A 23,876-nucleotide genomic window follows, 5' to 3' on the forward strand; every position below is an offset into this window, starting at 1 on the left:
TCCGGAATATCAGGGCGTCTGGACGCAAGCCCCGGCTACCCTGAGCCGTCTGCGTTGCGCCATCTGCCACGGTGAGGTGCGTCGATGACAGTCGGCCCCCAATCGATCGTGGTGGTTGGCGGGGGGCACGCGGGCGGCGCCATCGCGCTGTCGCTCCGTGAAAACGGAGCGACAGGCGATATCGTCATCGTCGGGGAAGAGCCGGTCGCGCCCTATGAGCGACCGGCCCTGTCCAAGGAGATGCTGCTGGCGCAGGTCGATGCTCCGGTTCCTCTTGCCTCTCCGGAGCGATGGCCGGAGCGCGGGATCGCGCTTCGCCTGGCGACAAAAGTGGCTGCGATCGACCGGACGCATCGCTGCGTTCTGCTCGAGGACGATAGCGCCTTGCCGTATGATGTACTGATTTTGGCGACCGGCGGCACAGCGCGGAGCATTTCTGGCAGTCTGGAGGCGGGGGCGTTCACCTTGCGAACGGTTGCGGACGCAGAATCGCTGCGGAGTCGCGCGCGGATCTCGCGTTCCGCCCTCATACTGGGTGGCGGATTGATCGGGCTCGAGGTCGCCGCGTCGTTGCGTCAGGCAGGTCTCGAAGTCGATCTCGTCGGCGCCGATCGGCAGGTTGCCGCGCGCAGCTTTCCTCGTGTTGCATCGGATTGGATCGCTGACGCCCATGTAAAGGCGGGCGTTCGCCTGCACTTGGGCAGTAGGGTCACCGCACTGCGGCGCGCCGAGGGCGGTATCGAAGCGCAATTGGCTAATGGGCAGCACCTCGTGTCCGACCTCGTCATCTTGGGGCTCGGTATCGAACCGAATAGCCGGCTGGCGGCAGATGCAGGGCTTCCTTGCAATGGGGGAATCCTCGTCGATGAAGACTATCGGACGCTGGGCGATCGCAGAATATTCGCGATCGGCGACATTGCCGAGCGGTCGGCGATCGACGGCGTGCGGCCCTCGCGCGACGAGAGCTGGTCGCATGCGCGTCGATCTGCTGCTATCGCGGCGCGCGCGATCCTCGCCCTGCCACCGGAACCCGAGGAGGCGCCTTGGTTCTGGACGAGCCAGTTCGGGCATATGATCCAGGTCGCGGGTACTACGGACACGCGCCTGACCGCTGTCCGCCGTGGTCCCGGCGTAATGCTGTATCTCGACGGCAACAGGCTCGCGGGCATCGCATGCCTCGACACACCCAGGGATTTCCTTGCCGGCCGGCGCGCGATCGCGTCGGGGCAGGGCGTCGATGTCGCGCGTGCCGCCGATCCGGCCACCGATCTGCGCAAATGTTTCTTCACCCATATGGCGCCCCACGCAGGAGTAATGTCATGACCGATGCCGCCAGCCTCGCCGCGCTGATCGATGATCGGCCCGAAGACGGTATTTTCGCCGTCGACAGCGCGGTATTCACCGACGAAGCGATTTTCGAGGCCGAGATGACCGCGATCTTCGAGGGAACGTGGATTTTCATCGGCCTCGCATCCCAATTGCCCAAACCCCACAGTTTCTTCACGACCTATATCGGCCGGCAGCCGGTGATCGTTATGAAGGACGGCAAGGGCAAGATCGGATGCTTCCTCAACACGTGCCGGCACCGTGGAACGCTGCTTTGCCCGCTCAAGCACGGGCGCCAGAAGTTCCACACCTGCCGCTATCATGGCTGGTCCTATGATTCAGGCGGCGAGAATGTCCATGTGACCGCCGAGGCGACGGGCCAGTATGCAGCGAGCTTTACCGAGGCGGATCACAATCTCATTCGGGTTCCACGCTTCGAGAGCTATCGCGGACTCCTTTTTGCGAGCCTCAATCCCGACGTCCCGACGCTGGACGATCATCTGGGTGACGCCAAGGTCTTCATCGATCTTGTCGTGGATCAGAGTCCCGTCGGCGAGATCGAATATGTTCCGGGAGAGGTGACGTACACCTTCAAGGGCAACTGGAAACTGCAGTTCGAGAATGGCCTTGATTTCTACCATTTCAGCACGACGCACAGCGCCTATGTCGATATATTGGCGCAGCGCGGAAAGCGCGGCACGCTCGGGGTTCTCACGAGCGAAGACGAACCCGAAGCGCAGGGGAGTTTCAACTTCCACTACGGACATGCCGTCAATTTCTCGATCCTGCAGCAGAGCCTGTTCAGCCGACCGCTGTGCCTCGAACAGGATGCACTCGATGCGGTCCGCGAACGGGTTGGCCCCGTCCGCGCGAAATGGATGCTCCGACAACGCAATCTGACCATTTATCCGAACCTCCAGATCATCGACATCAACTCGGCCCAGATCCGGACATGGCGTCCGCTTTCGGCCAGCAAGACCGAAATGACGTCGCACTGCCTGGGCATCGTGGGCGAGCGGCCCGCGGCCCGTCGCTTTCGTATCCGGGGCTATGAGGATTTCTTCAATCCGCCTGGCCTGGCTAGTTCGGACGATAATGCGATGTATGAGTTATGTCAGGCGGGCTATGCCGCGCAGGCCGGCCCGAGGCAGGGGTATGGGCGCGGCCTCGCTGGTACGCCCGGTGCGGGCGACGCGCAAGCGGCGGAACTGGGCATCACGCCCGTCGAAAGCTCGATGGGCGTGGGCAAGGCGTTCGGCAACGAAGCCTTTGGCGGCGAGACGAACTTCTTCCCCGGTTATCGTGAGTGGAAGCGCTTGCTGCAGCGGGGAAACGGCTGATGGGCGCCGCAACCGGAATTTCGGAGGCGCCGGCCGATCCCGTTGCGCGCGCGCTCGCTTCGGATCTCCTGTTTCAGGAAGCGGATGCGCTCGACTCCCAGGACTGGACCGGCTGGCTCGCGCTTTACCGCGAGGACGCCCGCTTCTGGATGCCCGCATGGCTGGACGAGTATCGGAATACCTCGAATCCCGATACCGAAGTGTCGCTCATCTACCATGAAATGCGGTGGGAGCTAGAGGAACGGGTTCACAGGCTCGGTTCGCGCAAGTCGGTGACGACCCTGCCGCTTCCCCGTACGCTTCATATGATAGGCGGATCGAGGGTAACGGCGCATTCGGAAAACCGGCTGGATGTTCGTTCGCACGCCACCGTGCATGTCTATGATCCCAGGACCTTCGACCATCATGTCGCAGCCGTGAGATACAGCCACAGCTTTGTCCGCGAGGACGCGGGGCCATGGCTGATCGCATCGAAGACGATCATCCTCATCAACGACCGCATGCCGAGCGTCGTCGATTTTTATACCGTTTAGCCGATCCGAGAGAGATTTATGTCCATTTCAGCAGATGATGCCGCAAGCTGGCATCCGATTACGCGGTCCGAACTCATTCCAGAAGGCGAGATCTTCGCCGCAACATTCGGCGACAGGGAGATCGCAGTCTATAATGTGAGCGGTACATTCTACGCGACAAGCAACATCTGTACCCATGCCTTCGCCCTCTTGTCGGATGGATGGCTCGAAGACTGCGTTGTCGAATGTCCGCTTCACAATGCGCGCTTCGACGTGCGCGACGGCGCGGCGCTGGCAAGTCCTGCCGAAGGGTCGCTGCAATGCTACCCGGTGCGCGTTGCCGACGGGGTGGTGGAAGTCAGCTTCTGACGGCGCGGACGGCAAACTCCCCGTTTATGGAGTGGGCGCGCCCGGCTCCGGCCTCGCGGATGGTCGTATTCTGCCGGGCGCGCTCTGCTGACGCGCCCCTCACCCGATGAGAGCATTTCGAGGCACGGCTGTCTCCTCGGAACGTCGCTTCGACGGGTCTGAAGCCATACGGAAGCGCTATCGCACAGGGCCTAGCTTAGTATTGGGAAAGCATCGCCCATCGTCCTAGCTTTGTCGGGCGCAGGGCGAGTTGGCGATCAGACCAAAGGCCCTCGCGCCGAAGTGAGAGTGCATTGCGGGGAGGGGCACTTCGCTCATCCAGCGGGCCTGCAGGTCACGCTGATGACCGCACTCTCGCTTCGTCAATTGCAGCGCGCAGCGCCCGCCGGGCTTGAAGTGCTGTACGATCGAACGGGAGAGGACGATGCAGATCAAATGGATGCTCGGGTGCGCATCAAGCGTCGCGGCCCTGGTTCCGGGACTGGCGCTTGCGCAGGCCACCGGACAAGGCGTCGACGCGCCGAACGAGATCATCGTGACGGCCCAGAAACGGGCGCAGAATATTCAGGACGTGCCGATCACCATGCAGGCCGTCGGGGGCGAGCAGCTGGCGCAGCGCGGCATCCAGTCGGCCTATGATATTCCCAAGATCGCTCCGAACATCACCGTGTCGACCCAGGGCGCGGCCAATCGCCAGATCGCGATCCGTGGGGTCGGGACCAACGACTTCTTCGGCAATGCGACGGGATCGGTCGGCGTCTATATGGACGAAGTCACGATGAGCGCACCCTATCTCACCAACCTTGGCCTGTACGATCTGGACCGGGTGGAGGTGCTGCGCGGACCACAAAATTCCCTGTTTGGCCGCAACACGACCGGCGGTGCGGTAAACTATATTTCAAAGCAGCCGGAACTCGGAGGCGGGGTCGACGGGTTCGTCCGTCTCAACTACGGGAACTTCAACCGGATCGACGCGGAAACTGGCTTTAACGTGCCGCTTGGCGACGTCGCGGCCCTTCGCCTTGCAGGCATGTTTCAGCATTCCGACGGTATGTGGCATAATCTGGCTGACGGCGGCGCGCGCTACGGCAAGAAAAACCGCTTTTCGCTTCGTGGAACGCTGCTCCTCGAGCCGAGCGATAATACGAAAATAACGCTGAACGCGCATTACGGGCAGGAAGACAGTCAGATCGATCCCTTCCGGTTCGTCGGTCTGCGCGCGCCTTCTGGGTCGATCTTCGCGCCCGGCCTTTCGCCGAGGCAGCTCGATTTCGAAGGCATTTCGGGTGGCGCCAACTCGCAGGGCCGCGTGGTCGATACATCGAGATGGAGCGACATTTACCGCGTCGGCGATGACCAGCAATATGTCGAGGCCTATGGCTTTTACGCCAAGCTGGTACAGGATCTGGGCGATGTCAGCCTCACGTCGATCACATCCTACGACAAGTCCGACGTCCGATTCACATATGATCTCGGCGGTCCGGGTGCGACCGATAACGACATCACGATGATCAACGGCAATGATCAACGCTTCAAGCAGATGAGCCAGGAATTACGCCTGCAATCGACCGGCAAAGGCCCGCTACGCTGGATCGCCGGCCTCTACTATTTTCACGAAAGCTCGCTCCTCGGGCAGAATATGGGGTTCGGCCCGTTCAATGGCGGGACCGGCGCGGGCGGGGCGGCCGCACTGCTACTGCTTGCCGGCGACCCGTACAGCAATCAGGCGGCGTTCAGCATCGCCCGGCTCAAAAACGAGGTGCTGTCGCCCTATGGCCAGGTCGAATATGATATCAGCCAGACGGTGACCGTCAGCTTCGGGCTTCGCTACACCGACGACAAGAAGAGCGCGCCTTCGCTCTTCGTCGGCAACGTTGGAACCGGGACACTCGGTCGTGACCAGTTCCGGTCGAACGCAGTGATCGGCTCGCTCACGGGCGGCCTTCCGCTTTGCGACCTGGACGGCGACGGAAATCTCGCCGGCGGTACGCCCGACAATCGCGGCAAACCCTGTGCGCAAACCCTCGCGCCGGACGACATCCGCGCCAAGAAATGGGGCGGGAAGGTCGGGATCGACTTCAAGCTCGCCGACGACACGCTTCTCTATGCCAGCGCTTCGCGGGGATTCCGCTCGGGCAAGCACGACATCGAGTTTTTCCACGGGCCGCAGACCGGCTTTGCGCGGGAAGATCAACAAGTGGAAACGCTCGACGCGTTCGAGGTAGGGCTGAAATCGGAACTGTTCGACCGCACCCTGGTGCTGAACGCGGCGGTCTTCTATTATATCTGGAAGGACCAGCAGTTCTTCGACGTCAATCCCAGTACGGGTCCGGTCTTCATCAACGTCCCGGAATCGCAGCTCAAAGGCGCGGAGGTCGAACTTCGCTGGAATCCGGGCAGCGGCTTTTCCGCGCAGCTTTCGGGCGGGTATCTCGACAGCGAGGTGACTGACGCCGGCACCGATCCCTCGGGTCTGGTCCAGAAGGGGCATGCCCTGCCGTTTGCCCCGAAATATTCGGCCAATGCACTGGTGGCGAAAGAGTTCGAGATCGGCGACAACAAGCTGCGCCTGCAAGCCGACCTTCAGTATCTCAGCAAGTCAAAGGGCTTCCTGCGCGACGTCAATTATGTCAATGCGATCGGGAGCAGCATCTTCCTGAACACGCGGGCGACATGGTTCTTCGGTGCCGACCACCGCTACGATCTCAGCGTCTATGCCACGAACCTTACCGGGCAGACGCGTTGCGAGTATAAACGCGACCTGTTCGCTTTTTCGGGAGCCGCTTACTGCCTGCCGAATTCGGGCCGGACGCTTTTTGGCGCCGAGGCGCGAGTGAAGTTCTGAATCAAAATTACCTAGGAGGATTGACGCGTGTCTGAGACGGACGTGATCACGAAGGCAGATGTGTTGGTTGTCGGTACCGGCCCCGCCGGCGGAACGATGGCGTTGGCGCTCGCGAGGCTCGGCGTAGATGTCATGGTTATCAACAAATATCCCTGGACCGCACCGACGCCCGGGCGCACATCACCAACCAGCGCACGGTCGAAGTGCTCCGTGACCTCGGTCTCGCCGAGGAAGCGCTCGCCCTAGCAGCGCCCAACGATCTCATGGGCGAGAATACCTATTGCACGAGTCTCGCGGGCGAAGAACTCGGCAGGCTGCGCACCTGGGGTACGCAACCGCATCGGCGATCGGACTATGAACTCGCAAGCCCCGAGCAGATCTGCGACCTTCCGCAGAATCTGCTCGAACCGCTGCTGGTCGGTGGCGCTGCGCGCCAAGGGGCGCGCGTGCGGTTCAGTACCGAGTTTTTGCGATGCGAGCAGGACTCGGAGGGCGTTACCTCCTGGGTGCGCGAGCGGGATACCGGGCGCGAATATGCGATCCGCTCGAAGTATCTGATCGGCGCGGACGGTGCCAATTCGCGCGTCGTGGATCAGGCGGGGCTGCCGCTCGAAGGGAAGATGGGGGTATCGGGCTCGATCAATATCGTTTTCGAAGCCGATCTTTCGCGCTTTGTCGCCCACCGTCCGAGCGTTCTATACTGGATTTTCCAGCCCGGCTCGAGCGTGGGCGGGATGGGTATCGGGGTCGTCCGTATGGTGCGTCCCTGGCACAAGTGGCTCGCGATCTGGGGCTATGAGGATGTCGCCAATCCGCCGAAGATCGACGAGGAGTTTGCTAAGGGAATTCTCTATAATCTCATTGGCGACAATCAGGTCGATATCAAGATCGAGAGCTTCTCCACCTGGACGGTCAATGACATGTATGCAACCAAGCTGTCGGCCGGCCGGATCTATTGCATGGGCGACGCCGTGCATCGCCATCCCCCGACCAACGGTCTCGGTTCCAACCACTCGATCCAGGACGCGTATAACCTCGCCTGGAAAATGGCGTTGGTGCTTGGCGGCAAGGCAGGCCCGGACCTGCTCGACAGTTATAACGCGGAGCGGGCGCCGGTCGCCGAGCAGACCGTGACGCGTGCCAACAAGAGCCTCGGTTGTTTTCCGCCGATCCTCGAAGCGCTTGGCTTGTTCGGCACCGACGATCCCGAACAAATGCGCCGCAACATGGCGTCGATCAAGGATTCGACCCCCGAAGCCGCCGATCGCCGCGCGGCATTGCGGACCGCAATCGATCGATCCGATTTCGTCTATAATTGCCATGGCGTCGAGATGAACCAGCGCTATGCCTCCGACGCTGTGGTCGGGGACGGGACCGCGCCGCCGCAATATGATCGCGATCCCGAACTCTTCTACCAGCCCACCAGTTTTCCGGGGGCGCGGCTGCCGCACGGCTGGGTCGCGCGCGATGGCGCGCGGGTCTCGACACTCGCGCTGTGCGGGGATGGGGTATTCACCCTCCTGACTGGATTGGGCGGTGAGGCCTGGGTGGACGCGGCGGCTGCCGCATCCGCGCAATTTGGCGTGCCGATCCGGGTGCACGTCATCGGCCCCGGGCGGCCGATCGAAGATCCGCATGGCGATTTCGCCAGAATCCGCGAGGTCAGCGAAAATGGGGCAATCCTCGTTCGTCCGGATGTCTACGTCGGCTGGCGTGCGGAAGCTGTCTCGGCTGACGCTACCGATCGGCTGTGCTCGGCGATGGCAACCATTCTCGCCCTGCCCGCCGAAACGATTTTGAAACATGCGGGCGAAATGGTCGTCTGACGGATCGTCCGGCCGCTGTCTTGGGTGAGGCTCTCCTCCCATTGCCGCAGCGGCCGGACGATGCCTCGCACAATGTCAAGCGCGGTGATCGCCGACCGCGCTTGCGAATAGCGGCGAACTAGAGCGTTTTCCATGTTGGTGGAGTCGTCGAGGGTCTCGTGAACCGTGTTGATGCTGGGTCCAAGTGACTGCGAAGCTTACGAGCGGAACAATACAGAAAGAGTGGGAAGCGAACGTGTCCCGTGAGACAATAACTATCAGTGCCGATCAATTCGATAAGTTAAAGCGCCGACTTCCGGCGGCGACCTCTACAATGCTATTCGAAACATATCGGATCAGCGAAACAACGTGGCGGAAGCTCCGCGACGGACATCCTGTGAAACGCGAGACCGTCAAAAGAATTCTTGACCGCTACGAGGCATTATCAGACTGCAGGTGAGACGTCGGCGTTGGAATCGTGAAGAAACCGGAGCGAGTCCATCAGAGTTGAAATTGGTCTAGTACCTTGTCAGGGCTCAACTGCTGGGTAGAGGCTGCGGAGCTTGATGCGCGCATTGGCGGTGGTGAAGTGCCATTGGACGGGTGTCGCGTCGGCATTTCGCGCCTCCTGCCATTTGTCGATGTGACGCCTGAGCGTGTCGGCGCAGGCGATGCGGCGCGCCAGGCACTGCCGGGCAAGGGCGGAGAACTCGATCTCGGCGATGTTGAGCCACGAGCCGTGCTTGGGCGTCAGGTGGATTTCGAGCCGCTCGGCCAGGCGCCGCGCTTCGGCCGGTGGGAAGGCGTCATAGAAGCTGGCCGCCGAATGCGTGTTGAGCTGATCCATGACCAGCACGATCTTATTGGCTCCTGCATAATGCTCCTCGATGAGGTCGCGGACAAACCACGCCCACTCAGCACGGCGCCGGTGATCGGTCACCGCGACCTGGCGCCAGCCGGCGAGCGGCTCGCAGGCCAGGAACAGGCTGGCAGTGCCGTTGCCCACATAGACATGATCGAAGCGCTCGGCTGCGCCAGGCCGCAGGGGCAGCGGCTGGCGCGTCTCGCCGATCAGCTGTTTGAACGTCTCATCCAGGCAGACAACCGGCCGCTGCGGATCATAGGGACGGTGATAGACCTCGAGCACGTCCTCCATGTGGTAGGCGAACTCGGCCGACTGCTTGTCGGGAATGCACCACATACGACGCCAGTGCGGGTGCAGGGCGTTCTTTTTTAAGCGCCTGCCGCACCGTCTCGTGGCTCAGGTGATCAACATAGGCGAGCTCGACCATCTGCCGGGCAAGCAGGCGCAGCGTCCAGCGGCCGCGTCCCTCGGGTGGAGCAGAACAGGCCAGCGCGATCAAGTGCGCCTCGGCGTCGCCATCGAGTTTGCGCGCATAGATGCGCTTGCCGCCGCGATAAGGGCTGAGCGAGGCCGCGAGGCCCTCCTCGACGAAGCGCTGACGCAGCCGCTCAATCGTCGCCACGCTGATGTCGAGCGCCTCGGCAATGCGCGCGTCCGACCAACCCGGTCCTGCCGTGTCGGCTTTGAGGAGCACCTGGGCGTGACGGAGCTTGCGGACATCGGCCTTGCCGCGCGCCAGGAGCTGGGCGAGCTCGGCGCGCTCCTCCGCCGTCAGCGTCACCCGGTACTTCTTGTTCATGACCAGCCTCCTGCATCCAGCAAGCCGCCGCTCATGGCACCAACGCGCAAACCCTCATATCAGCGCCGACAGAGCACTAGGTGTGAGATCCTGATAGTTCGCGCTGACGGTATGAGCTCTCGTCCGGATCGGCTTCGCGTCCAATCCGCGGCGCAGGGCGGGAGCGCTATCGATGACTGACCTGCAGCGCGTTTCCAGCGTATCCGGACTGAATCGCCGGACCGAACCTTAGGACTCTCGTCGGCCATTGATAGGTCGTATGATTCAACCAAAAATTTCTACGAGGCATGGTATGCCGCCTTTCGAGACGGATGGGTGAAAGCCGCGGCCTGAATTTTCCCGCCTACCCAGGGTGCCTCCTCGCCGAGGCGCGCCCCGCGGCGGATCGTCGAAGGAGTTGAGAAGTCTCCGCGGCCCGGTTTTCCTACAACCGCCTTCACTTCCCGATCGCATATTGATCGATGGCTAGTGGGTAAGACCGTCCAACGGCGCGATGATCAAGGTCATCGCGCCGTCAACCGAAGAGGTCGCATATCAGGTTACCGAAGTGAAAGAGGCCGATATCGTCGTCACGGTGGAGGCCGCGCGATGCTCTCGATCACGGACCCCAGCCGCGGATGTCACATGCCGAGCGCGCAGGCTACCTCCGTGCCACCGCCACGAAAATTGCGGAGAGGGCCGAGGATATGGCCGCGGCGGCGCCTATGGAGACTGGAATCCTGGATGGGTTTGGGCGCGGATCGGCCTCGTCGGCTGCGTGGTCTACGAACATCATGCCTCGCTTGCCGACAGCTTTCCGTTCGTCGAGCGTCATGTCCCCGGGCCGACGGGGGAGACGGTGTCGGGCTGCTTTGTACAGGAGCCGGTCGGCGTCGTGGCAGCAATCATTCCCTAGAGCGGGCAGGCGATCCTCAGTGCCTACAAGTGCGGTGCTGCGCTGCTTGCGGGCTGCGGCAGTGTTCACCCTGGTCTTCGGTCCGGCACGGTCGGGCACAATGGTTGCCGGACCGGTGCGACGATAGGCTTTGGTGTGGCCAAGCAATCGGGGATAGGAAGGGAAGGCGGCTATAAAGGCACGCGCACAGTTCTGGAATCCAAGACCCTGCTCCTCGACGCGGATCCCGGCCCGCTTTAGGGTGGCCGCCTGTCTGGACCAGCCGATAAGATGAGCATCTTTGTCTCGTGCGATCGACGTCGGAATCCTCGCTTCCGCGATCCTACCGGCGCGGGTTCGTGACGAGCGCGCGAAGCTCGGCGGCTACCTTGCGAAGCGGCGGCAAATAGCGGGACCGGAGCTCGGCCACCGTGATGCGCGTGGCTTGCATCCCGATGTTGATTGCCGCCACGACGCCGTCCGGCCCCTCGACCGGCACGGCGATCGAACGCAGGCCAATCTCAAGCTCCTGGTCGACGATCGCATAGCCCTCCTGGGCAACATGGTCGAACAGCGCGAGCAGGTCGCCCGGCTCAGTCTGCGTATGCGGCGTCAGTGCAACAAGCTTCGCGCGTCGCAGATAGGCGCGTTGGTTCTCTTTCGACTGTCCGGAGAGCAAGACCCGCCCCATCGACGTGCAATACAGCGGTAGACGGCTGCCGACGCGCAAGGAGATCGACATGATTCGCGATACTTCGGCGCGGGCGACATAATAGACCTCATCCTCTTCGTTCACGCCCAGCGAGCAGGATTCGTGGAGTTCGTCGCGCAGCTGATCCAATAGAGGCTGGGCGCGCATCGCGAGCGTGCTGGACGAGAGATAGGCATAGCCGAGCGCCAGCACCTTCGGTCGCAGAACGTAGCTCACGCCCTCCTGTGCGGCATAGCCGAGCCTGACGAGCGTGTGGAGACAACGCTTTACCGCCGGCCGGCTGAGTCCCGTGAGGCGGCTTGCCTGTGCGATGGTCATCGGACGCTGCTCGTCGGCAAAGCACCGCAGCACCGCGAGCCCACGTGCGAGCGAAGTCATGAACTCAGGATCGCCATTCGCCTCGAGCATTGTCAGATTGTACATAGCAGCCCTGTGAACCGATTACCGGACAATATTATGTTCTTTGGCGGGCACAATATGCTGCAGGCTAGATTACTGCCCATTCTTGCATATGCGGCAATCGGGAGGGGCGGATGATCACCAGGACAATCGGTTCGCGAGTCGCCGGGGCGGTCGGCATCTGAATTCCGGATCGCCAATTGGTCGGGTTGTAGTCAGAGTGCGCAGGGTCATCGGGATAACCGATTATCGGACACTGTATCGTTTATCGGTTGACGCAGTGAAGAAGGCGCCGATACTGAAACCCCTCACGACTGTGAAAGTTTGGACGGGCGAATGATCGACAAGTGGGGCGTCAGTGCCGAAGCGGCAGTGGCGGATATCGGGGACGGTTCGGTCGTGATGATCGGCGGGTTCGGCACCGCGGGAATGCCCGACCAGCTCATCGAAGCGCTGATCGCGCAAGGCGCCCGCGACCTTACGATCATCAATAACAACGCCGGCAACGGCGAGACCGGCGTTGCCGCGCTCATTAAGGCCGGCAGAGTGAAAAAGATCATCTGCTCCTTTCCGCGCCAGGCGGACTCGCATCATTTCGACGCTGCCTATCGTGCCGGTCGAATCGAGTTGGAACTCGTGCCGCAAGGCAACCTTGCCGCACGCATCCAGGCGGCGGGGGCGGGGCTCGGCGCGATTTTTACTCCGACCGGCTTCGGGACGCTTCTCGCCGAAGGGAAGGAGACCCGTGAGATCGGTGGGCGCCAATATGTGCTTGAGTATCCCATCCACGCCGATTTTGCGCTGATTAAGGCGCATCGGGGCGACCGCTGGGGGAACCTCGTCTACCGCAAGACCGCCCGGAATTTCGGACCCATTATGGCGATGGCGGCCAAGACGACGATTGCGCAGGTTGCGCGGATTGTGCCGCTTGGCGATCTTGACCCCGAGGCAGTCGTTACGCCGGGGATCTTCGTGCAGCGGGTCGTCGAAGCGGCACCCTTGCCCCTCCACGCCGTAGCGTGATCGGAGAGATGATATGGAACGCTTGAACCGGCACCAAATGGCCGCGCGGGTCGCCAAGGATATCCCCGAGGGCGCCTATGTAAATCTTGGCATTGGCCTTCCGACTATCGTCGCGAACTATCTCCCTGTCGACCGCGACATATTCCTCCAGAGCGAAAATGGCCTGCTCGGAATGGGACCGGCACCGGCGCCCGGCGAAGAAGATTGGGAACTCATCAACGCCGGGAAGCAGGCAGTGACCCTCTTGACCGGTGGCTGCTATTTCGATCATGCTGACAGCTTCGCGATGATGCGGGCCGGCCACATCGACATCTGCGTGCTCGGCGCTTTCCAGGTTTCGGTGCACGGCGATCTCGCAAACTGGCACACCGGGCAGCCGGGCGCCATACCGGCTGTCGGCGGGGCCATGGATCTCGCGATCGGCGCCAAGCAGACCTTCGTCATGATGGAACTGCTGACCAAGCAAGGCGAGAGCAAGCTGGTCGAAGCCTGTCACTACCCGCTCACGGGGCTCGGCTGTGTTTCGCGCGTCTATACGGATATCGCTGTCTTTGCCGTGGGTCCGTCCGGTGCCGGCGTCCTCGAGATGGTCGATGGCCTGACCATCGAGGATTTGCGCAAGCTGACCGGCGTACCGCTTCGCGAAAGCATGGCGCATCTGGCCTGATGACGCCCCGTCGAGAGGATCCGTATGACTGACGCATTTATCTGCGATGCCATCCGCACTCCGATCGGCCGCTACGGCGGCATCCTCGCAAAAGTGCGTGCAGACGACCTCGGCGCGCTGCCGCTGAAAGCGTTGCTCGATCGCAATCCCGGTCTCGATCCTGCCGCGATCGAGGAGGTCTTCTACGGCTGCGCCAACCAGTCGGGCGAGGACAACCGCAACGTCGCGCGAATGAGCCTGTTGCTTGCCGGCCTGCCGTTCACGGTGCCGGGGGTGACGCTCAACCGCCTTTGCGCTTCGGGGCTCGAAGCGGTCGGAGCGGCGGCGCGAGCAATCCGCTCGAACGAAATGGCGCTCGCGATTTCGGGGGGCGTGGAGAGCATGACACGCGCGCCGTTCGTCATGGACAAGGCCGACGCTTCCTTTGGCCGCGGTCAGAAGCTTGAAGATACGACAATGGGCTGGCGCTTCGTCAACCCGGCCCTTGATGCGCTGCACGGCACCGAGACAATGCCGCGCACCGGTGAAAATGTCGCCGAAGATCATAAGATCAGCCGCGCGGATCAGGACGCATTTTCGCTGCGTAGCCAGCAGCGCGCTCTCGCCGCGCAGCGAAGCGGCTTTCTCGCCGAAGAAATCGTGCCGGTTACCGTTCTGGGGAGAAAGGGCGAGACGAACATCGTCGCTAGCGACGAGCACCCGCGCGCGGATGTGACGATGGAGGCGCTCGCGAAGCTGAAGCCGCTGTTCGGCCCCGAGGGCACGATCACTGCCGGCAATGCCTCGGGTATCAACGATGGCGCCGCGGCCATGATTGTTGCCAGCGAGGCGGCGGCGAAAGTGCATGGCCTTACGCCGCGAGCCCGAATCCTCGGCCTCGCTTCGGCAGGGGTCGAGCCGCGCGTGATGGGAATAGGGCCGGTCCCGGCGACGCAGAAGCTGATGGGCCGGCTCGGGCTTACTGTTGGCAATTTTGACGCCATCGAGCTTAATGAAGCCTTTGCCAGCCAATCGCTTGCCGTGGTGCGCGCGCTTGGTCTGCCGGATGACGCGCCGCATGTGAACGTGAATGGCGGTGCGATAGCGCTTGGCCATCCGCTCGGCATGTCTGGTGCACGCCTTGCGATGACGCTCGTTCACCAGCTCGAGAAGAGTGGGGGAAGGCGCGGCCTTGCCACGCTGTGCATCGGTGTCGGCATGGGTCTTGCGCTTGCGATCGAACGCGTTTGACGGCCCCGCCGGGATCCGCCGGATCGGGAGTGCGTGGCGCCCGCGACGGCCGCTCCGTCATCGCGCCCGGAAGGCGGCCGGTTGAGCGCCGCGCTCTGAGACTATCTTTCAAACGCTATAAGGCGCGTTTCGAGCCCCGGCTCGCCCTATAGTTCGGTCGGTGCATGATGGCTGCGGCGCAATGAGAAGCGCTATACGGAGGTCGGGCACGGTCGATGCCCGCCGTTCTCGGATTTTTCGCCGACCAAGGTGATTTGAGGGATTATGTGTCCGGTTCAGTCGATGGCGCCGCAACTTGGCGACCGGTCATTGCTTTGGAAGGCCTTTGCGAAGGTGCGGTCCATGTGGCGGAAATCGCGGGCAGGCGCATCGCAATCTATCATGTCGACGGCCCGTTCGACATGACGAGCAATTTACCCGGCCCTGGCTTTGCGCTCGCGCCGGGAGGCCTGATCGAGGCTCGCGCGAGGGGCGGGCTGACGGGGTCCGACCGAAATGACACGCGAATGCTGTTCGGTGCGGTTGGTCGGCGGTGTGGTCGGGGTCCGCATTTAGAAAATCTGCCGGCCCAGTCTGGCCGGATTGAATACGACCGGAGTGGGCAAAATGGACGAGAAAGATAGAGACGACAGCCCTTCGGCCTTGCTTGGAGAGGTAATCGACAAGCAGTCCTGGAACGCGCTGGTCGTAACCACGGTACTTCTGTCAACGCTCATGATGTTCATCGACGGCTATGACCTTCACACTATCGCCTTTGCCGCACCTTCCATCATGTCCGAATGGAGTTTATCGTCTGCCGCATTCGGACTAGTGTTCGCGGCGGCCTCCTTTGGAATGCTGGTCGGCGGGATCGTCTTCGGATGGATCGGCGATCGGCACGGCCGCAAACTTGGTTCTCTCGCCGCGCTTGTCGTGTGCGGCTTGGGATCGCTGTCCGTGCTGCACGCGCGCGACGTTAATCTGTTGAGCCTTTGCCGCTTTCTCACGGGGATTGGAATCGGCGGCCTGACGCCGCTTCTTTATGCTCTCAATCAGGAGTTGGTGCCGCACCGATTCCGCGCGACCGTGGTTGCCGTCATCATGATGGGATATATGGCCGGCTCGGCCAGCGGGGGTGCCGTGGCGGCCGCCCTCATGCCTCATTATGGCTGGGAACCGCTGTTCTGGATTGGCGGCGCGTTCTCGCTTCTTCTCGCCGGCGTCGGCTATGTCCTCCTCCCGGAATCGGTCGCGTTCCTTTCCCGGCGGGCGGCCCGAAAGGCGGAGATGGCGACCCTGCTGCGCCGTATCGATCCCACCATCACGCCCGAGACCGTCGCCCGCATCGCGACGATTCCCGATGCGCCGCAAGGCGCCGCATCCCGCGGCCTGTCACCGCTTTTTTCCGGACACCTGTCGACGATCACACCGTTGCTGTGGCTGGCCTATATCTGCAGTTCGGCCACTGTCTTCTTCATGATCAGCTGGCTACCGACGCTTATGCTCGGCGCAGGGCTTTCGAAAGCAGAATCCGCGCTTGGACTGTCTCTCTTCATCCTGGCCGGGTCAATTGGCGGTCTGGTCATCTCCGCCGTCATCGACCGCTTGGGCGTGTCGTCGATCACGGTCATCCCGGTCGTCGGCTGTCTTCTTCTTGCCACTCTCGCGCTCCCCAACCTGTCCTCGTCGGGTTATATGATCGCCGTCGGGATATGCGGGTTTTTCGTGCTGGGCGGACATCAGGGCCTCAACGGCGCCGCAGGCCTGCTCTACCCGAGTCCTGTCCGCGCCTCGGGTATCGGCTGGGCGCTCTCGATCGCGAAGATCGGTTCGATAATCGGCCCGCTCGTGGGCGGCCTATTGCTGGCCGCGGAACTGCCGCGCATGCAGTTGATGATGATCATAGCCTCGCCGCTACCGATTTTCGCCGTCAGCCTGATCCTGCTCGGGATGGCAAAATCGCGCGAGCGGCACGCACGCGCCGCACCCGTCCGGGATTGAAGGACGGGAAGAGTGGCGTCGAACCGGGGCTCGGACCTGGCGCAGCGGCTCCCGCCTTCCTGCTTCGTCCGCCGTCAGGGCTCATGAGACGGATTGGGGAGTTAAGGAAGGGAGGGTTTTGGTCTCATTATCATCGCCAAGGAGTGAAGATGAGCCAGAAAGCCGCAGCATAAGGATCAAAGCCGAGCTGGTTCTGGATGAGTGCGACCAAGCCGTCGATGCCGAGCCGAAAGTCGACGGGCTCGGTGCAGATGAGCCCACGGACATTGCCGCCCGGACCGATCATCGCATGCACTGAAGTGCCGCAATGACGGCAGTCGCCAAGACCGGCTCGGCGCCACGCGCGATCACCACGGACGCGCCGTCCACGTCGAGCGCCACCGCCACTAGCGCCTCGGGCAGCAGCGGCCGGGGAGCTGACGGCACAGGGACGGCCTCCACCTCCGGGGCTGGATCGACAACCGCCGGCAGGAACAGCGGCGCGTCCGCGCCGACCGCTGCACCCTCGCGCAGCTCGCGGCGCCGGCCGCAGCTGCTCTCCGACAATGGCCCGAGCTACATCGCCGGCGATCTCGCTGACTGGCTCGAGGATAGGAAGATCGAGCATATCCGTGGAGCACCCTGCCATCCGCAGACGCAAGGCAAGATCGAACGCTGGCACGAGACGATGAAGAACCGCGTCCTTCTCAAGAACTGCTATCTGCCCGGTGATCTCAAGGCGCAGATCAGTGCCTTCGTCGAGCACTACAACCATAGACGCGGCCATGAGAGCCTGAATAATCTGACGCCGGCCGACGTCTACTTCGGACGCGGTCACGCCATCCTGCTCGAGCGGGAGCGCATCAAGCAGCAAACCATCCAGCAGCGCCGCTTAATCCACCGCCAGAAAGTAGCATAGGATCAACCAGCCAGATGAGCCAAGGCCTCCGCTGAATCAGACCGCCAGCCGTCTCAAATCATTCGACGACGGACAATCGATGCGCGTCTCGGTCTCCGGTACATCCCTCTGCGAGCGAGCGGCGGTGGGGTCAATCTCTTTAGACATGACTTCTCCTTTTCCGGAAGCGGCACCCGCTCCGGCGATTGGCAGTGGCGACGAGAAGGGAATTACCGAGAGAGCAACTGTGTCAGCGTCTGACCAATGGATAGTCCGCCAAGGCTTATCAGGACGACGGCGGCTACTACCAACAAGGTGATCCCAATTCGGATTGCCGACCTCGCAACGATGCGGCCGAGGTATGGACGGGCCGCCGATAAAGTATTTTCCCGAATCCCGCACAATCCATAGCCTTGCTGTTCAAAATGGAAGAATGCGACCGCGGCGGTGCCGCAACGCACAGGAGAGAGGTTATATGAGCAATCGTTTGGAAGCGGTCGTGGCCGATGCCGTCGAGGGCATCCGCGGCGCGCTGATGAAGCACAACGTGACCTTCGAAGAATATCGGCAGGGCATCGGCTACCTCATGAAAACCGTCGAGGCGGGCGAATTGCCGCTTATGATCGATGCCTTTCTGAACACCACCATCTGCCAGATCGAGAACCGCAACTTCGGTGGCAGCACGAGCACGCTCGAGGGCCCTTATTTCCTCGACGACGCGCCTTTCGTCGACGGCGCGCTGAAGACCTATGAGGACGACCGCCACGAGCCGCTCCTGCTGCGCGGCCGCGTGCTCGATCTCGCCGGCGCGCCGGTCGCGGACGCCGTTGTCGACGTCTGGCATTCGACCCCCGACGGCCATTATGGCGGATTCCACAATAATATTCCGCGCGATTTCTATCGCGGGAAGCTGCGCACCGATGCCGCCGGTCAATATGAAGTGCGCACCACCGTACCCGTCGCCTATAAAATCCCCGATCAAGGTCCGGTCGGCGCCTTGCTGGAAGCGATGGGCCGGCACAGCTGGCGCCCTGCGCATGTCCACTACAAGGTACGCGCGCCCGGCTTCCACACGCTCACCACCCAGGCTTATTTCGAGGGCGGCGCATATGTGGACAGCGACTGCTGCGAAGGCGTTCATCCGGAACTGATCCATGCCGATGTGCGCGAGAGCGGCATCAAGGTGATCGAGACCGACTTTGCGCTCGCACCTGCCGTAGCACATACCGCTGCAGCGGCCTGACAGGCACGGATCATGTGCCATGGCCAAGCATCAGCGGGGTTGCCGCCGCCGGGTAAATGCGTCGCGATGAACGAAGGTCTGCCGAGCCTCGCGTTCGGCGATGAAGGGGAACGAATCCGGATCGCCATTTTGCCGGACATCTACGGACCCGGCCCTTTCTACCAGCAACTGGCAACGCACTTGGCGGAGCGCGGCGCATTTGTGCATTTGATGGATCCTTTCCACGATCTTGGACCCTTGCCGGAGATCACCCGCGAGGCGGCGTTCGCCCGCCGGCACCGCGTACGTGATCGCGCCTATGTTGATGCCTTTGCGGATTTCATCGGCGAGCAGCGGATCACCGGCGTTGCCGGCTTCTGCCTCGGAGGTCTTTATGTGTTCGAACTCGCCAGGCGTGGGATCGCGGTGGACCTGGTAAGCCTCTATGGATTTCCGCAAGGGCTGGCGAACGACGATCCGCTGCCCATACCGTTCGACTATCTCGACGGCCTGCCGCATCGCCATGTCGCCCTTTTCGGCGACCAGGACCAATCGCGGCTCTGTTGCAAAGATTGGCGGCAGTCAGAGGTAGGCTGTCGCTCTGCGCCGATCAGGCGGCTGCTGCGAAATGGTGGTTGAGCATGCCCATGGCCTCCGTCAGCGCCGAGGGCCCAATGCCAAAAGCTCTCTCCACAAGGCGCACCTCGCCCCTGATGCCGGGCTGCAGGCACCAGGGGCGAGCCTGTCCTTTGCGCAGGGCTCGCATGACTTCGAATCCCTTGATCGTGGCATAGGCCGTGGGGATCGATTTGAAACCGCGCACCGGCTTGATCAGTATCTTGAGCTTTCCGTGATCGGCCTCGATCACGTTATTGAGATACTTCACCTGCCGGTGGGCCGTCTCCCGGTCCAGCTTTCCTTCGCGCTTCAATTCGGTGATCGCTGCACCATAGCTCGGCGCTTTGTCGGTATTGAGCGTGGCAGGCTTTTCCCAGTGCTTCAGGCCTCGCAGGGCCTTGCCCAGGAACCGCTTCGCTGCCTTGGCGCTGCGGGTCGGCGACAGGTAGAAATCGATCGTGTCGCCCCGCTTGTCGACTGCCCGGTACAGGTAGGTCCACTTGCCCCGCACCTTGACGTAGGTTTCATCCAGGCGCCAGCTCGGATCAAAGCCACGCCGCCAGAACCAGCGCAGCCGCTTCTCCATCTCCGGGGCGTAGCACTGGACCCAGCGATAGATCGTCGTATGGTCGACCGAAATGCCGCGTTCCGCCAGCATTTCCTCAAGGTCGCGATAGCTGATCGGATAGCGACAATACCAGCGCACCGCCCACAGGATCACATCACCCTGGAAATGGCGCCACTTGAAATCCGTCATCGTTCCGTCCGTCCAATCTCCGCCAAGCATGCTCAAGCTTCACGATTTTTGCAACAGAGCCTTCTCGTCGCTGCCGACGTAGTCAATGAGCGACTCGTCTGCCTCATGCCACGCCAGCGCGTCCACGACGACCACTGCTTTAGCAAACGCTGCTGGCCGCCAATCCGGTGAAAAGTCGATCACCGCCGGCGGCAAGCCGTCTTCGAAGAGAACATTGCCTCCGAAATCACCGTGGATAACTTGGCCGTCGGCTTCGACGGGCATCAGACGCTCGATGAGCGGCGCAACTAGGGGAGCCAGCTCGTCGGCGTAAATGGCCTCCTCCTCCCCCCAGGCCATCCGATCGGCGACAGCCCAAGGGTCGGAGCGTCGCGCCATGAAGGCGGGCCTCTCGACGTTACGAAGAGCCACGTGGAAGGCATCCGCCACATCGAGGACCTCAGGCCAGCGGTCAAAATCATGGGCGCCAGGGAGAAGCGTCTGCGCGAACCACCCATCGACGCACCATCCGCCCGTGTGAGCCTCGACGTACTGCGGGACCCTAACTGCGGCGCTGGCGATCTTGGCCAGCACTCCGGCTGACCACTCGGTTTCCTCCGGGAGCGTCGTTCGTTTCAGAACCACATTGCCCACGCGAAACGCCGCGCCCTGACCGCCGGACAGGGCCTCAGCATGTCCGTTCAGTCTGAAAGCCTCGAGGACCGGAGCGGGCGGTGGCTGAGCCATCCCAGCAGCGTAGCACTAGCCCACATGCCGCGGAATCACGACATAGCCTGCTCGCCACCCTTCTGAGACAATGACGAGGTCTGCTCGCCGGAAAGGTGGCTGACGTCTGCTTCAGGTGCCCAGACCAACGACCGTTCACCACCCCACGCGGACGCCGCCGACGTTCGGGTGTCGGTTGGGTGACAACTCTGACCCGCGCGGCATGGGCGGTCGCCCACGGCCGGGCAAGTGTTAGAACCTCCACCGTGTCCTCCATCAAATCGCAACTTAGCCCTCGAATTGTGCTGTGCGGGCGACTTTCAAGCTTCATTATCGGACTGCCCGTCGGGAGCGTGATCTTTGCCAAGGAACCTCATCCTAGTTTCGGGCTGCCCTGGCGTCGGAAAGACGACCCTGGCTCGCCCGCTCGCCAAGGCCCTCGCGGTTCCGTTGATTGCGAAAGACGACATCAAGGAGACGCTGTTCGACAAATTGAACGGAACACCCGGCGACGAGGGCTTCTCACGCCAGATCGGGGGCGCGGCGATGGAGGTCATGTGGACGCTCGCTGGGCGATGTCCAGATGTGATGCTGGAAGCAAATTTCCGGCCCGACAGCGCCTATGAACGGGGGCGAATACTCGCGATGGACGCCAATGTCATCGAGGTGCATTGCCGATGCGACCGAGAAACGATTGCACAGCGCTTCCGAGATCGCGCCGCGGCAGGAGAGCGGCATCGGGCCCACACGATCTCAGAACTGACAATGGACTATGTGGCGCAGTTTGAGCGCCCGATTGGCATCGGGCGCGTCGTTGTCGTCGAGACACTTGGGCCGCTGGATGTCGCCTCAATTGCCAAGGAGATTGATCGCAATTTTCTGCGCAATCCAACCTAGCTCGCCGAGCAACCCGCCCGGATGCGGCTCCCTTGGCCGATGTCTGCTTCCGGGCGTCGGCCTCGTTACCGTTCGCGACCCATGGCGGACGGTCGAAAGGTCAGCTCTGCGGCGAAAGCTCAACCCTCCAGTCAGTTGGCGCCATCCTGAGCATCAAGCGTAAGCGACATCTCGGTTGTCGGCCTCCAACCGAGTTGTTCGTAGAGCCCCCGTCCCTGTTGGGTGGCATGTAGGACCGTGTAGGTGAGACCTCTGCGCTCTGCTTCCAGACGGCAAAGGTCCATCAACCGCTTGCCCAAACCGCGCCGCCGATAGGTTGGTTCGACGTACATGTTCAGGACGTAGCCGCGCGCGCCCTGGTCCGGATGCGATGGGTGGGGCGGCCAGTCGAGCACCATCATCCCCACGCCGGCGATTACTTCAGCGTCCGCGAGGATCAGCCAGCCGAAGTACCGACCATCGGCCAGACGGGGTTCTAACCACGGTCTAAAATTATCAGTCATCGGGGTGACCGCTTCGTCGGTGCGGCCAGAGACTTTGAACATCTCGTGGCGGTGACGGCAGATGGTTTCGAGGTCCTCGGGTTGAACCGGTCGAACCTGGAATTCAGTCGCTGCATCCATGCTGAACTGGAGCGCGATAATGAAAAAACGGGCTCTGTTGCAAACTCTGACACGGTTTCCAAGATTGGGCTCATGTACTGTCAAGGTCAGTTGCGATGAACGATTTCAAAGGACGGCATTTTACCGGCGAGGTCATCCTATGGGCGGTGCGCTGGTATTGTCGATACGGCATCAGCTACCGTGATCTCGAGGAAATGCTGTCCGAGCGTGGGATCGATGTCGATCATACGACGATCTATCGCTGGGTGCAGCGCTACGCGCCGGAGATGGAGAAGCGTCTCCGCTGGTTCTGGCGGCGCGGCTTTGATCCGAGCTGGCGTCTGGATGAGACCTACGTAAAGGTGCGGGGCAAATGGACCTACCTGTACCGGGCGGTCGACAAACGGGGCGACACGATTGATTTCTATCTGTCATCGACACGCAGCGCCAAAGCGGCGAAGCGCTTTCTGGGCAAAGCTCTTCGTGGCCTGAAGGACTGGGAAAAGCCGGCCAAACTCAATACCGACAAGGCACCCAGCTACGGCGCAGCAATCGCTGAGCTGAAACGCGAAGGCAAACTGGCGGCGGAAACCGAGCACCGGCAGGTGAAATATCTGAACAACGTGCTCGAGGCCGACCACGGCAAGCTGAAGATGCTGATCAAGCCGGTACGTGGCTTCAAGTCGATGCCAACGGCCTACGCCACGATCAAGGGCTTCGAGGTCATGCGCGCCCTACGCAAAGGACAGGCCCAGGCATGGTGCCTGCAGCCAGGTATCATGGGGGAGGTGCGCCTGGTTGAAAGAGCATTCGGAATTGGACCCTCGGCCCTGACCGAAACCATGATTATGCTCAATAAGCATTTCGCCAATGCTGCCTAATCCCCCAACTGGGTGACGCCGCGCGGCCGTGCCCCATGTTTGCAACAGAGCCCGCTCCATTGCCATGCGTGCTTTCCGCTTCAAAAGCTCCTCAATGATCGACCGCGTCACTTACGACGACGGCGCCAGGATGCTTGCCAATTCCTTACGACAGACCGGCAATATGTTTACTACGACGTGCCCGACAGCATATCTGAAGAACTGTGCAAGGCCGGTTCGGCAGGCACATTCTTCAACCGGGAGATGAAAGGGCGCTATCGCTGCCGCCGCGATCCTGAGCCGCCGCTTTGGCCCCAACGCCTAATCTCAAAAATCGTCAGGCATCGCCCAGCGCACGATAAACTGACATCAGATGCCGCCCGGCAATGGCGCGCGCGCGGGGCGAGCGCACCGTCTCTTCATTTGTCTCATGCAGCATCGTCAGCATGTCGAGCACCTCCTGTCGTGGCGTTCCCGCTTCAAGAAGGTGCGTGCCTATGAGCGTTAGGAGGTTGCTCCACAAGGTGATTGCACCCTCGGCAAAAGCGGTATCGTCATCATCGTCGTCGTGCGGGCGGATTAGACCAGCCAC

The 23,876-nt window shown here is 62.0% G+C and carries 21 protein-coding genes and 2 pseudogenes; 15 read left to right on the top strand and 8 right to left on the bottom strand.

Annotated features, from left to right (window positions below; translation table 11 throughout):
- The first annotated feature begins 84 nt into the window (after nt 1-84).
- The 6 genes and pseudogenes from B6S01_RS15265 to B6S01_RS15290 all read left to right on the top strand — a co-directional run bounded on the left by B6S01_RS15265 (nt 85) and on the right by B6S01_RS15290 (nt 8,218).
- On the top strand, nt 85-1,323 hold the full coding sequence (locus tag B6S01_RS15265; RefSeq protein WP_020997473.1) for an NAD(P)/FAD-dependent oxidoreductase: 1,239 nt from the start codon (nt 85-87) through the stop codon (nt 1,321-1,323).
- Entirely contained in the window at nt 1,320-2,666 is a 1,347-nt protein-coding gene (locus tag B6S01_RS15270) for an aromatic ring-hydroxylating oxygenase subunit alpha (protein ID WP_037467127.1), read from the top strand. Before B6S01_RS15265 ends, B6S01_RS15270 begins: the two co-directional genes overlap by 4 nt.
- Nucleotides 2,666-3,199: an aromatic-ring-hydroxylating dioxygenase subunit beta gene (locus B6S01_RS15275; RefSeq protein ID WP_020997475.1), complete on the top strand. Its 534-nt coding sequence runs from the start codon at nt 2,666-2,668 to the stop codon at nt 3,197-3,199. Before B6S01_RS15270 ends, B6S01_RS15275 begins: the two co-directional genes overlap by 1 nt.
- 18 nt (nt 3,200-3,217) lie before the next feature.
- The gene (locus tag B6S01_RS15280) at nt 3,218-3,547 is read left to right on the top strand and encodes a non-heme iron oxygenase ferredoxin subunit (protein WP_020997476.1); all 330 of its coding nucleotides are present in this window, start codon (nt 3,218-3,220) and stop codon (nt 3,545-3,547) included.
- A gap of 424 nt (nt 3,548-3,971) precedes the next feature.
- On the top strand, nt 3,972-6,392 hold the full coding sequence (locus tag B6S01_RS15285; protein ID WP_037467124.1) for a TonB-dependent receptor: 2,421 nt from the start codon (nt 3,972-3,974) through the stop codon (nt 6,390-6,392).
- A gap of 96 nt (nt 6,393-6,488) precedes the next feature.
- Nucleotides 6,489-8,218 (top strand): annotated as a pseudogene (locus tag B6S01_RS15290) (FAD-dependent oxidoreductase).
- Nucleotides 8,219-8,726: 508 nt separating this feature from the next.
- Here the strand turns inward: B6S01_RS15290 and B6S01_RS21110 are convergent.
- A protein-coding gene (locus tag B6S01_RS21110) for an IS630 family transposase (protein ID WP_231568030.1) occupies nt 8,727-9,861 on the bottom strand; the annotation gives its coding sequence in 2 pieces (ribosomal slippage) (nt 8,727-9,440 and nt 9,442-9,861; 1,134 coding nt in all).
- Nucleotides 9,862-10,354: 493 nt separating this feature from the next.
- Here B6S01_RS21110 and B6S01_RS15310 point away from each other — a divergent pair.
- The gene (locus B6S01_RS15310) at nt 10,355-10,756 is read left to right on the top strand and encodes an aldehyde dehydrogenase family protein (protein WP_051908341.1); all 402 of its coding nucleotides are present in this window, start codon (nt 10,355-10,357) and stop codon (nt 10,754-10,756) included.
- 322 nt (nt 10,757-11,078) lie between these two features.
- Here B6S01_RS15310 and B6S01_RS15315 read toward each other — a convergent pair whose 3' ends face one another.
- Complete coding sequence (locus tag B6S01_RS15315) at nt 11,079-11,870, bottom strand: IclR family transcriptional regulator domain-containing protein (RefSeq protein WP_081570493.1); 792 nt, start codon at nt 11,868-11,870, stop codon at nt 11,079-11,081.
- A gap of 312 nt (nt 11,871-12,182) precedes the next feature.
- On the opposite strand from B6S01_RS15315, the gene B6S01_RS15320 reads away from it, so the two are divergent.
- From B6S01_RS15320 to B6S01_RS15340, 4 genes are all read left to right on the top strand, one after another.
- Nucleotides 12,183-12,869, top strand: a complete 687-nt coding sequence (locus B6S01_RS15320; RefSeq protein ID WP_037467118.1) for a 3-oxoacid CoA-transferase subunit A — start codon at nt 12,183-12,185, stop codon at nt 12,867-12,869.
- Nucleotides 12,870-12,882: 13 nt separating this feature from the next.
- On the top strand, nt 12,883-13,536 hold the full coding sequence (locus tag B6S01_RS15325) for a 3-oxoacid CoA-transferase subunit B (protein WP_037467116.1): 654 nt from the start codon (nt 12,883-12,885) through the stop codon (nt 13,534-13,536).
- A 24-nt stretch (nt 13,537-13,560) separates the two neighbouring features.
- Nucleotides 13,561-14,766 (top strand): 3-oxoadipyl-CoA thiolase, encoded by a 1,206-nt coding sequence (gene pcaF, locus B6S01_RS15330; protein ID WP_037467114.1) that lies wholly within the window; start codon nt 13,561-13,563, stop codon nt 14,764-14,766.
- Nucleotides 14,767-15,537: 771 nt separating this feature from the next.
- Nucleotides 15,538-16,746, top strand: a complete 1,209-nt coding sequence (locus B6S01_RS15340) for an MFS transporter (RefSeq protein WP_231568031.1) — start codon at nt 15,538-15,540, stop codon at nt 16,744-16,746.
- 130 nt (nt 16,747-16,876) lie between these two features.
- Here the strand turns inward: B6S01_RS15340 and tnpB are convergent, their stop codons facing one another.
- Complete coding sequence (tnpB, locus tag B6S01_RS21115; RefSeq protein WP_156103378.1) at nt 16,877-17,032, bottom strand: IS66 family insertion sequence element accessory protein TnpB; 156 nt, start codon at nt 17,030-17,032, stop codon at nt 16,877-16,879.
- Between the two features lie 237 nt (nt 17,033-17,269).
- Here tnpB and B6S01_RS15345 point away from each other — a divergent pair.
- Nucleotides 17,270-17,644: pseudogene (locus B6S01_RS15345) on the top strand (integrase core domain-containing protein); the annotation flags it as partial.
- 478 nt (nt 17,645-18,122) lie between these two features.
- The gene (locus B6S01_RS15350; RefSeq protein ID WP_231568029.1) at nt 18,123-18,866 is read left to right on the top strand and encodes a chlorocatechol 1,2-dioxygenase; all 744 of its coding nucleotides are present in this window, start codon (nt 18,123-18,125) and stop codon (nt 18,864-18,866) included.
- A 30-nt stretch (nt 18,867-18,896) separates the two neighbouring features.
- Here the strand turns inward: B6S01_RS15350 and B6S01_RS21665 are convergent, their stop codons facing one another.
- From B6S01_RS21665 to B6S01_RS15365, 3 genes are read right to left on the bottom strand one after another with little or no spacing between them, the layout of a single operon-like run.
- On the bottom strand, nt 18,897-19,397 hold the full coding sequence (locus B6S01_RS21665) for a hypothetical protein (RefSeq protein WP_231568028.1): 501 nt from the start codon (nt 19,395-19,397) through the stop codon (nt 18,897-18,899).
- 58 nt (nt 19,398-19,455) lie between these two features.
- Nucleotides 19,456-20,220, bottom strand: a complete 765-nt coding sequence (locus tag B6S01_RS15360) for an IS6-like element IS6100 family transposase (RefSeq protein WP_001389365.1) — start codon at nt 20,218-20,220, stop codon at nt 19,456-19,458.
- A gap of 39 nt (nt 20,221-20,259) precedes the next feature.
- Nucleotides 20,260-20,946 carry a phosphotransferase gene (locus B6S01_RS15365; RefSeq protein WP_062793173.1) on the bottom strand — a complete coding sequence of 229 codons (687 nt, stop codon included), beginning with the start codon at nt 20,944-20,946 and terminating at the stop codon, nt 20,260-20,262.
- Between the two features lie 339 nt (nt 20,947-21,285).
- Here B6S01_RS15365 and B6S01_RS15370 point away from each other — a divergent pair, with 339 nt between their 5' ends.
- Nucleotides 21,286-21,822: an AAA family ATPase gene (locus B6S01_RS15370; RefSeq protein ID WP_034002762.1), complete on the top strand. Its 537-nt coding sequence runs from the start codon at nt 21,286-21,288 to the stop codon at nt 21,820-21,822.
- A gap of 131 nt (nt 21,823-21,953) precedes the next feature.
- Here the strand turns inward: B6S01_RS15370 and B6S01_RS15375 are convergent, their stop codons facing one another.
- Entirely contained in the window at nt 21,954-22,529 is a 576-nt protein-coding gene (locus tag B6S01_RS15375) for a GNAT family N-acetyltransferase (protein ID WP_322788873.1), read from the bottom strand.
- Nucleotides 22,530-22,540: 11 nt separating this feature from the next.
- Between B6S01_RS15375 and B6S01_RS15380 the strand changes: the two genes are divergently transcribed.
- Nucleotides 22,541-23,305, top strand: coding sequence for an IS6 family transposase (locus B6S01_RS15380; RefSeq protein ID WP_006949122.1), 765 nt, complete (start codon nt 22,541-22,543; stop codon nt 23,303-23,305).
- 316 nt (nt 23,306-23,621) lie between these two features.
- On the opposite strand, the gene B6S01_RS15390 is transcribed toward B6S01_RS15380, so the two are convergent.
- On the bottom strand, nt 23,622-23,876 hold the full coding sequence (locus tag B6S01_RS15390; protein WP_062793138.1) for a hypothetical protein: 255 nt from the start codon (nt 23,874-23,876) through the stop codon (nt 23,622-23,624).

This window comes from Sphingobium herbicidovorans, assembly GCF_002080435.1.
GTDB classification, from domain to species: Bacteria; Pseudomonadota; Alphaproteobacteria; order Sphingomonadales; family Sphingomonadaceae; genus Sphingobium; species Sphingobium herbicidovorans.

What these genes read in the sequence shown, in the direction of transcription:
- B6S01_RS15265 (WP_020997473.1), top strand. Translation starts at nt 85, where the DNA reads ATGACAGTCGGCCCCCAATCGATCGTGGTGGTTGGCGGGGGGCACGCG.
- B6S01_RS15270 (WP_037467127.1), top strand. Translation starts at nt 1,320, where the DNA reads ATGACCGATGCCGCCAGCCTCGCCGCGCTGATCGATGATCGGCCCGAA.
- B6S01_RS15275 (WP_020997475.1), top strand. Translation starts at nt 2,666, where the DNA reads ATGGGCGCCGCAACCGGAATTTCGGAGGCGCCGGCCGATCCCGTTGCG.
- B6S01_RS15280 (WP_020997476.1), top strand. Translation starts at nt 3,218, where the DNA reads ATGTCCATTTCAGCAGATGATGCCGCAAGCTGGCATCCGATTACGCGG.
- B6S01_RS15285 (WP_037467124.1), top strand. Translation starts at nt 3,972, where the DNA reads ATGCAGATCAAATGGATGCTCGGGTGCGCATCAAGCGTCGCGGCCCTG.
- B6S01_RS15310 (WP_051908341.1), top strand. Translation starts at nt 10,355, where the DNA reads ATGATCAAGGTCATCGCGCCGTCAACCGAAGAGGTCGCATATCAGGTT.
- B6S01_RS15315 (WP_081570493.1), bottom strand. Translation starts at nt 11,870, where the DNA reads ATGTACAATCTGACAATGCTCGAGGCGAATGGCGATCCTGAGTTCATG.
- B6S01_RS15320 (WP_037467118.1), top strand. Translation starts at nt 12,183, where the DNA reads ATGATCGACAAGTGGGGCGTCAGTGCCGAAGCGGCAGTGGCGGATATC.
- B6S01_RS15325 (WP_037467116.1), top strand. Translation starts at nt 12,883, where the DNA reads ATGGAACGCTTGAACCGGCACCAAATGGCCGCGCGGGTCGCCAAGGAT.
- pcaF (WP_037467114.1), top strand. Translation starts at nt 13,561, where the DNA reads ATGACTGACGCATTTATCTGCGATGCCATCCGCACTCCGATCGGCCGC.
- B6S01_RS15340 (WP_231568031.1), top strand. Translation starts at nt 15,538, where the DNA reads ATGTCCGAATGGAGTTTATCGTCTGCCGCATTCGGACTAGTGTTCGCG.
- tnpB (WP_156103378.1), bottom strand. Translation starts at nt 17,032, where the DNA reads ATGATCGGTCCGGGCGGCAATGTCCGTGGGCTCATCTGCACCGAGCCC.
- B6S01_RS15360 (WP_001389365.1), bottom strand. Translation starts at nt 20,220, where the DNA reads ATGACGGATTTCAAGTGGCGCCATTTCCAGGGTGATGTGATCCTGTGG.
- B6S01_RS15365 (WP_062793173.1), bottom strand. Translation starts at nt 20,946, where the DNA reads ATGGCTCAGCCACCGCCCGCTCCGGTCCTCGAGGCTTTCAGACTGAAC.
- B6S01_RS15380 (WP_006949122.1), top strand. Translation starts at nt 22,541, where the DNA reads ATGAACGATTTCAAAGGACGGCATTTTACCGGCGAGGTCATCCTATGG.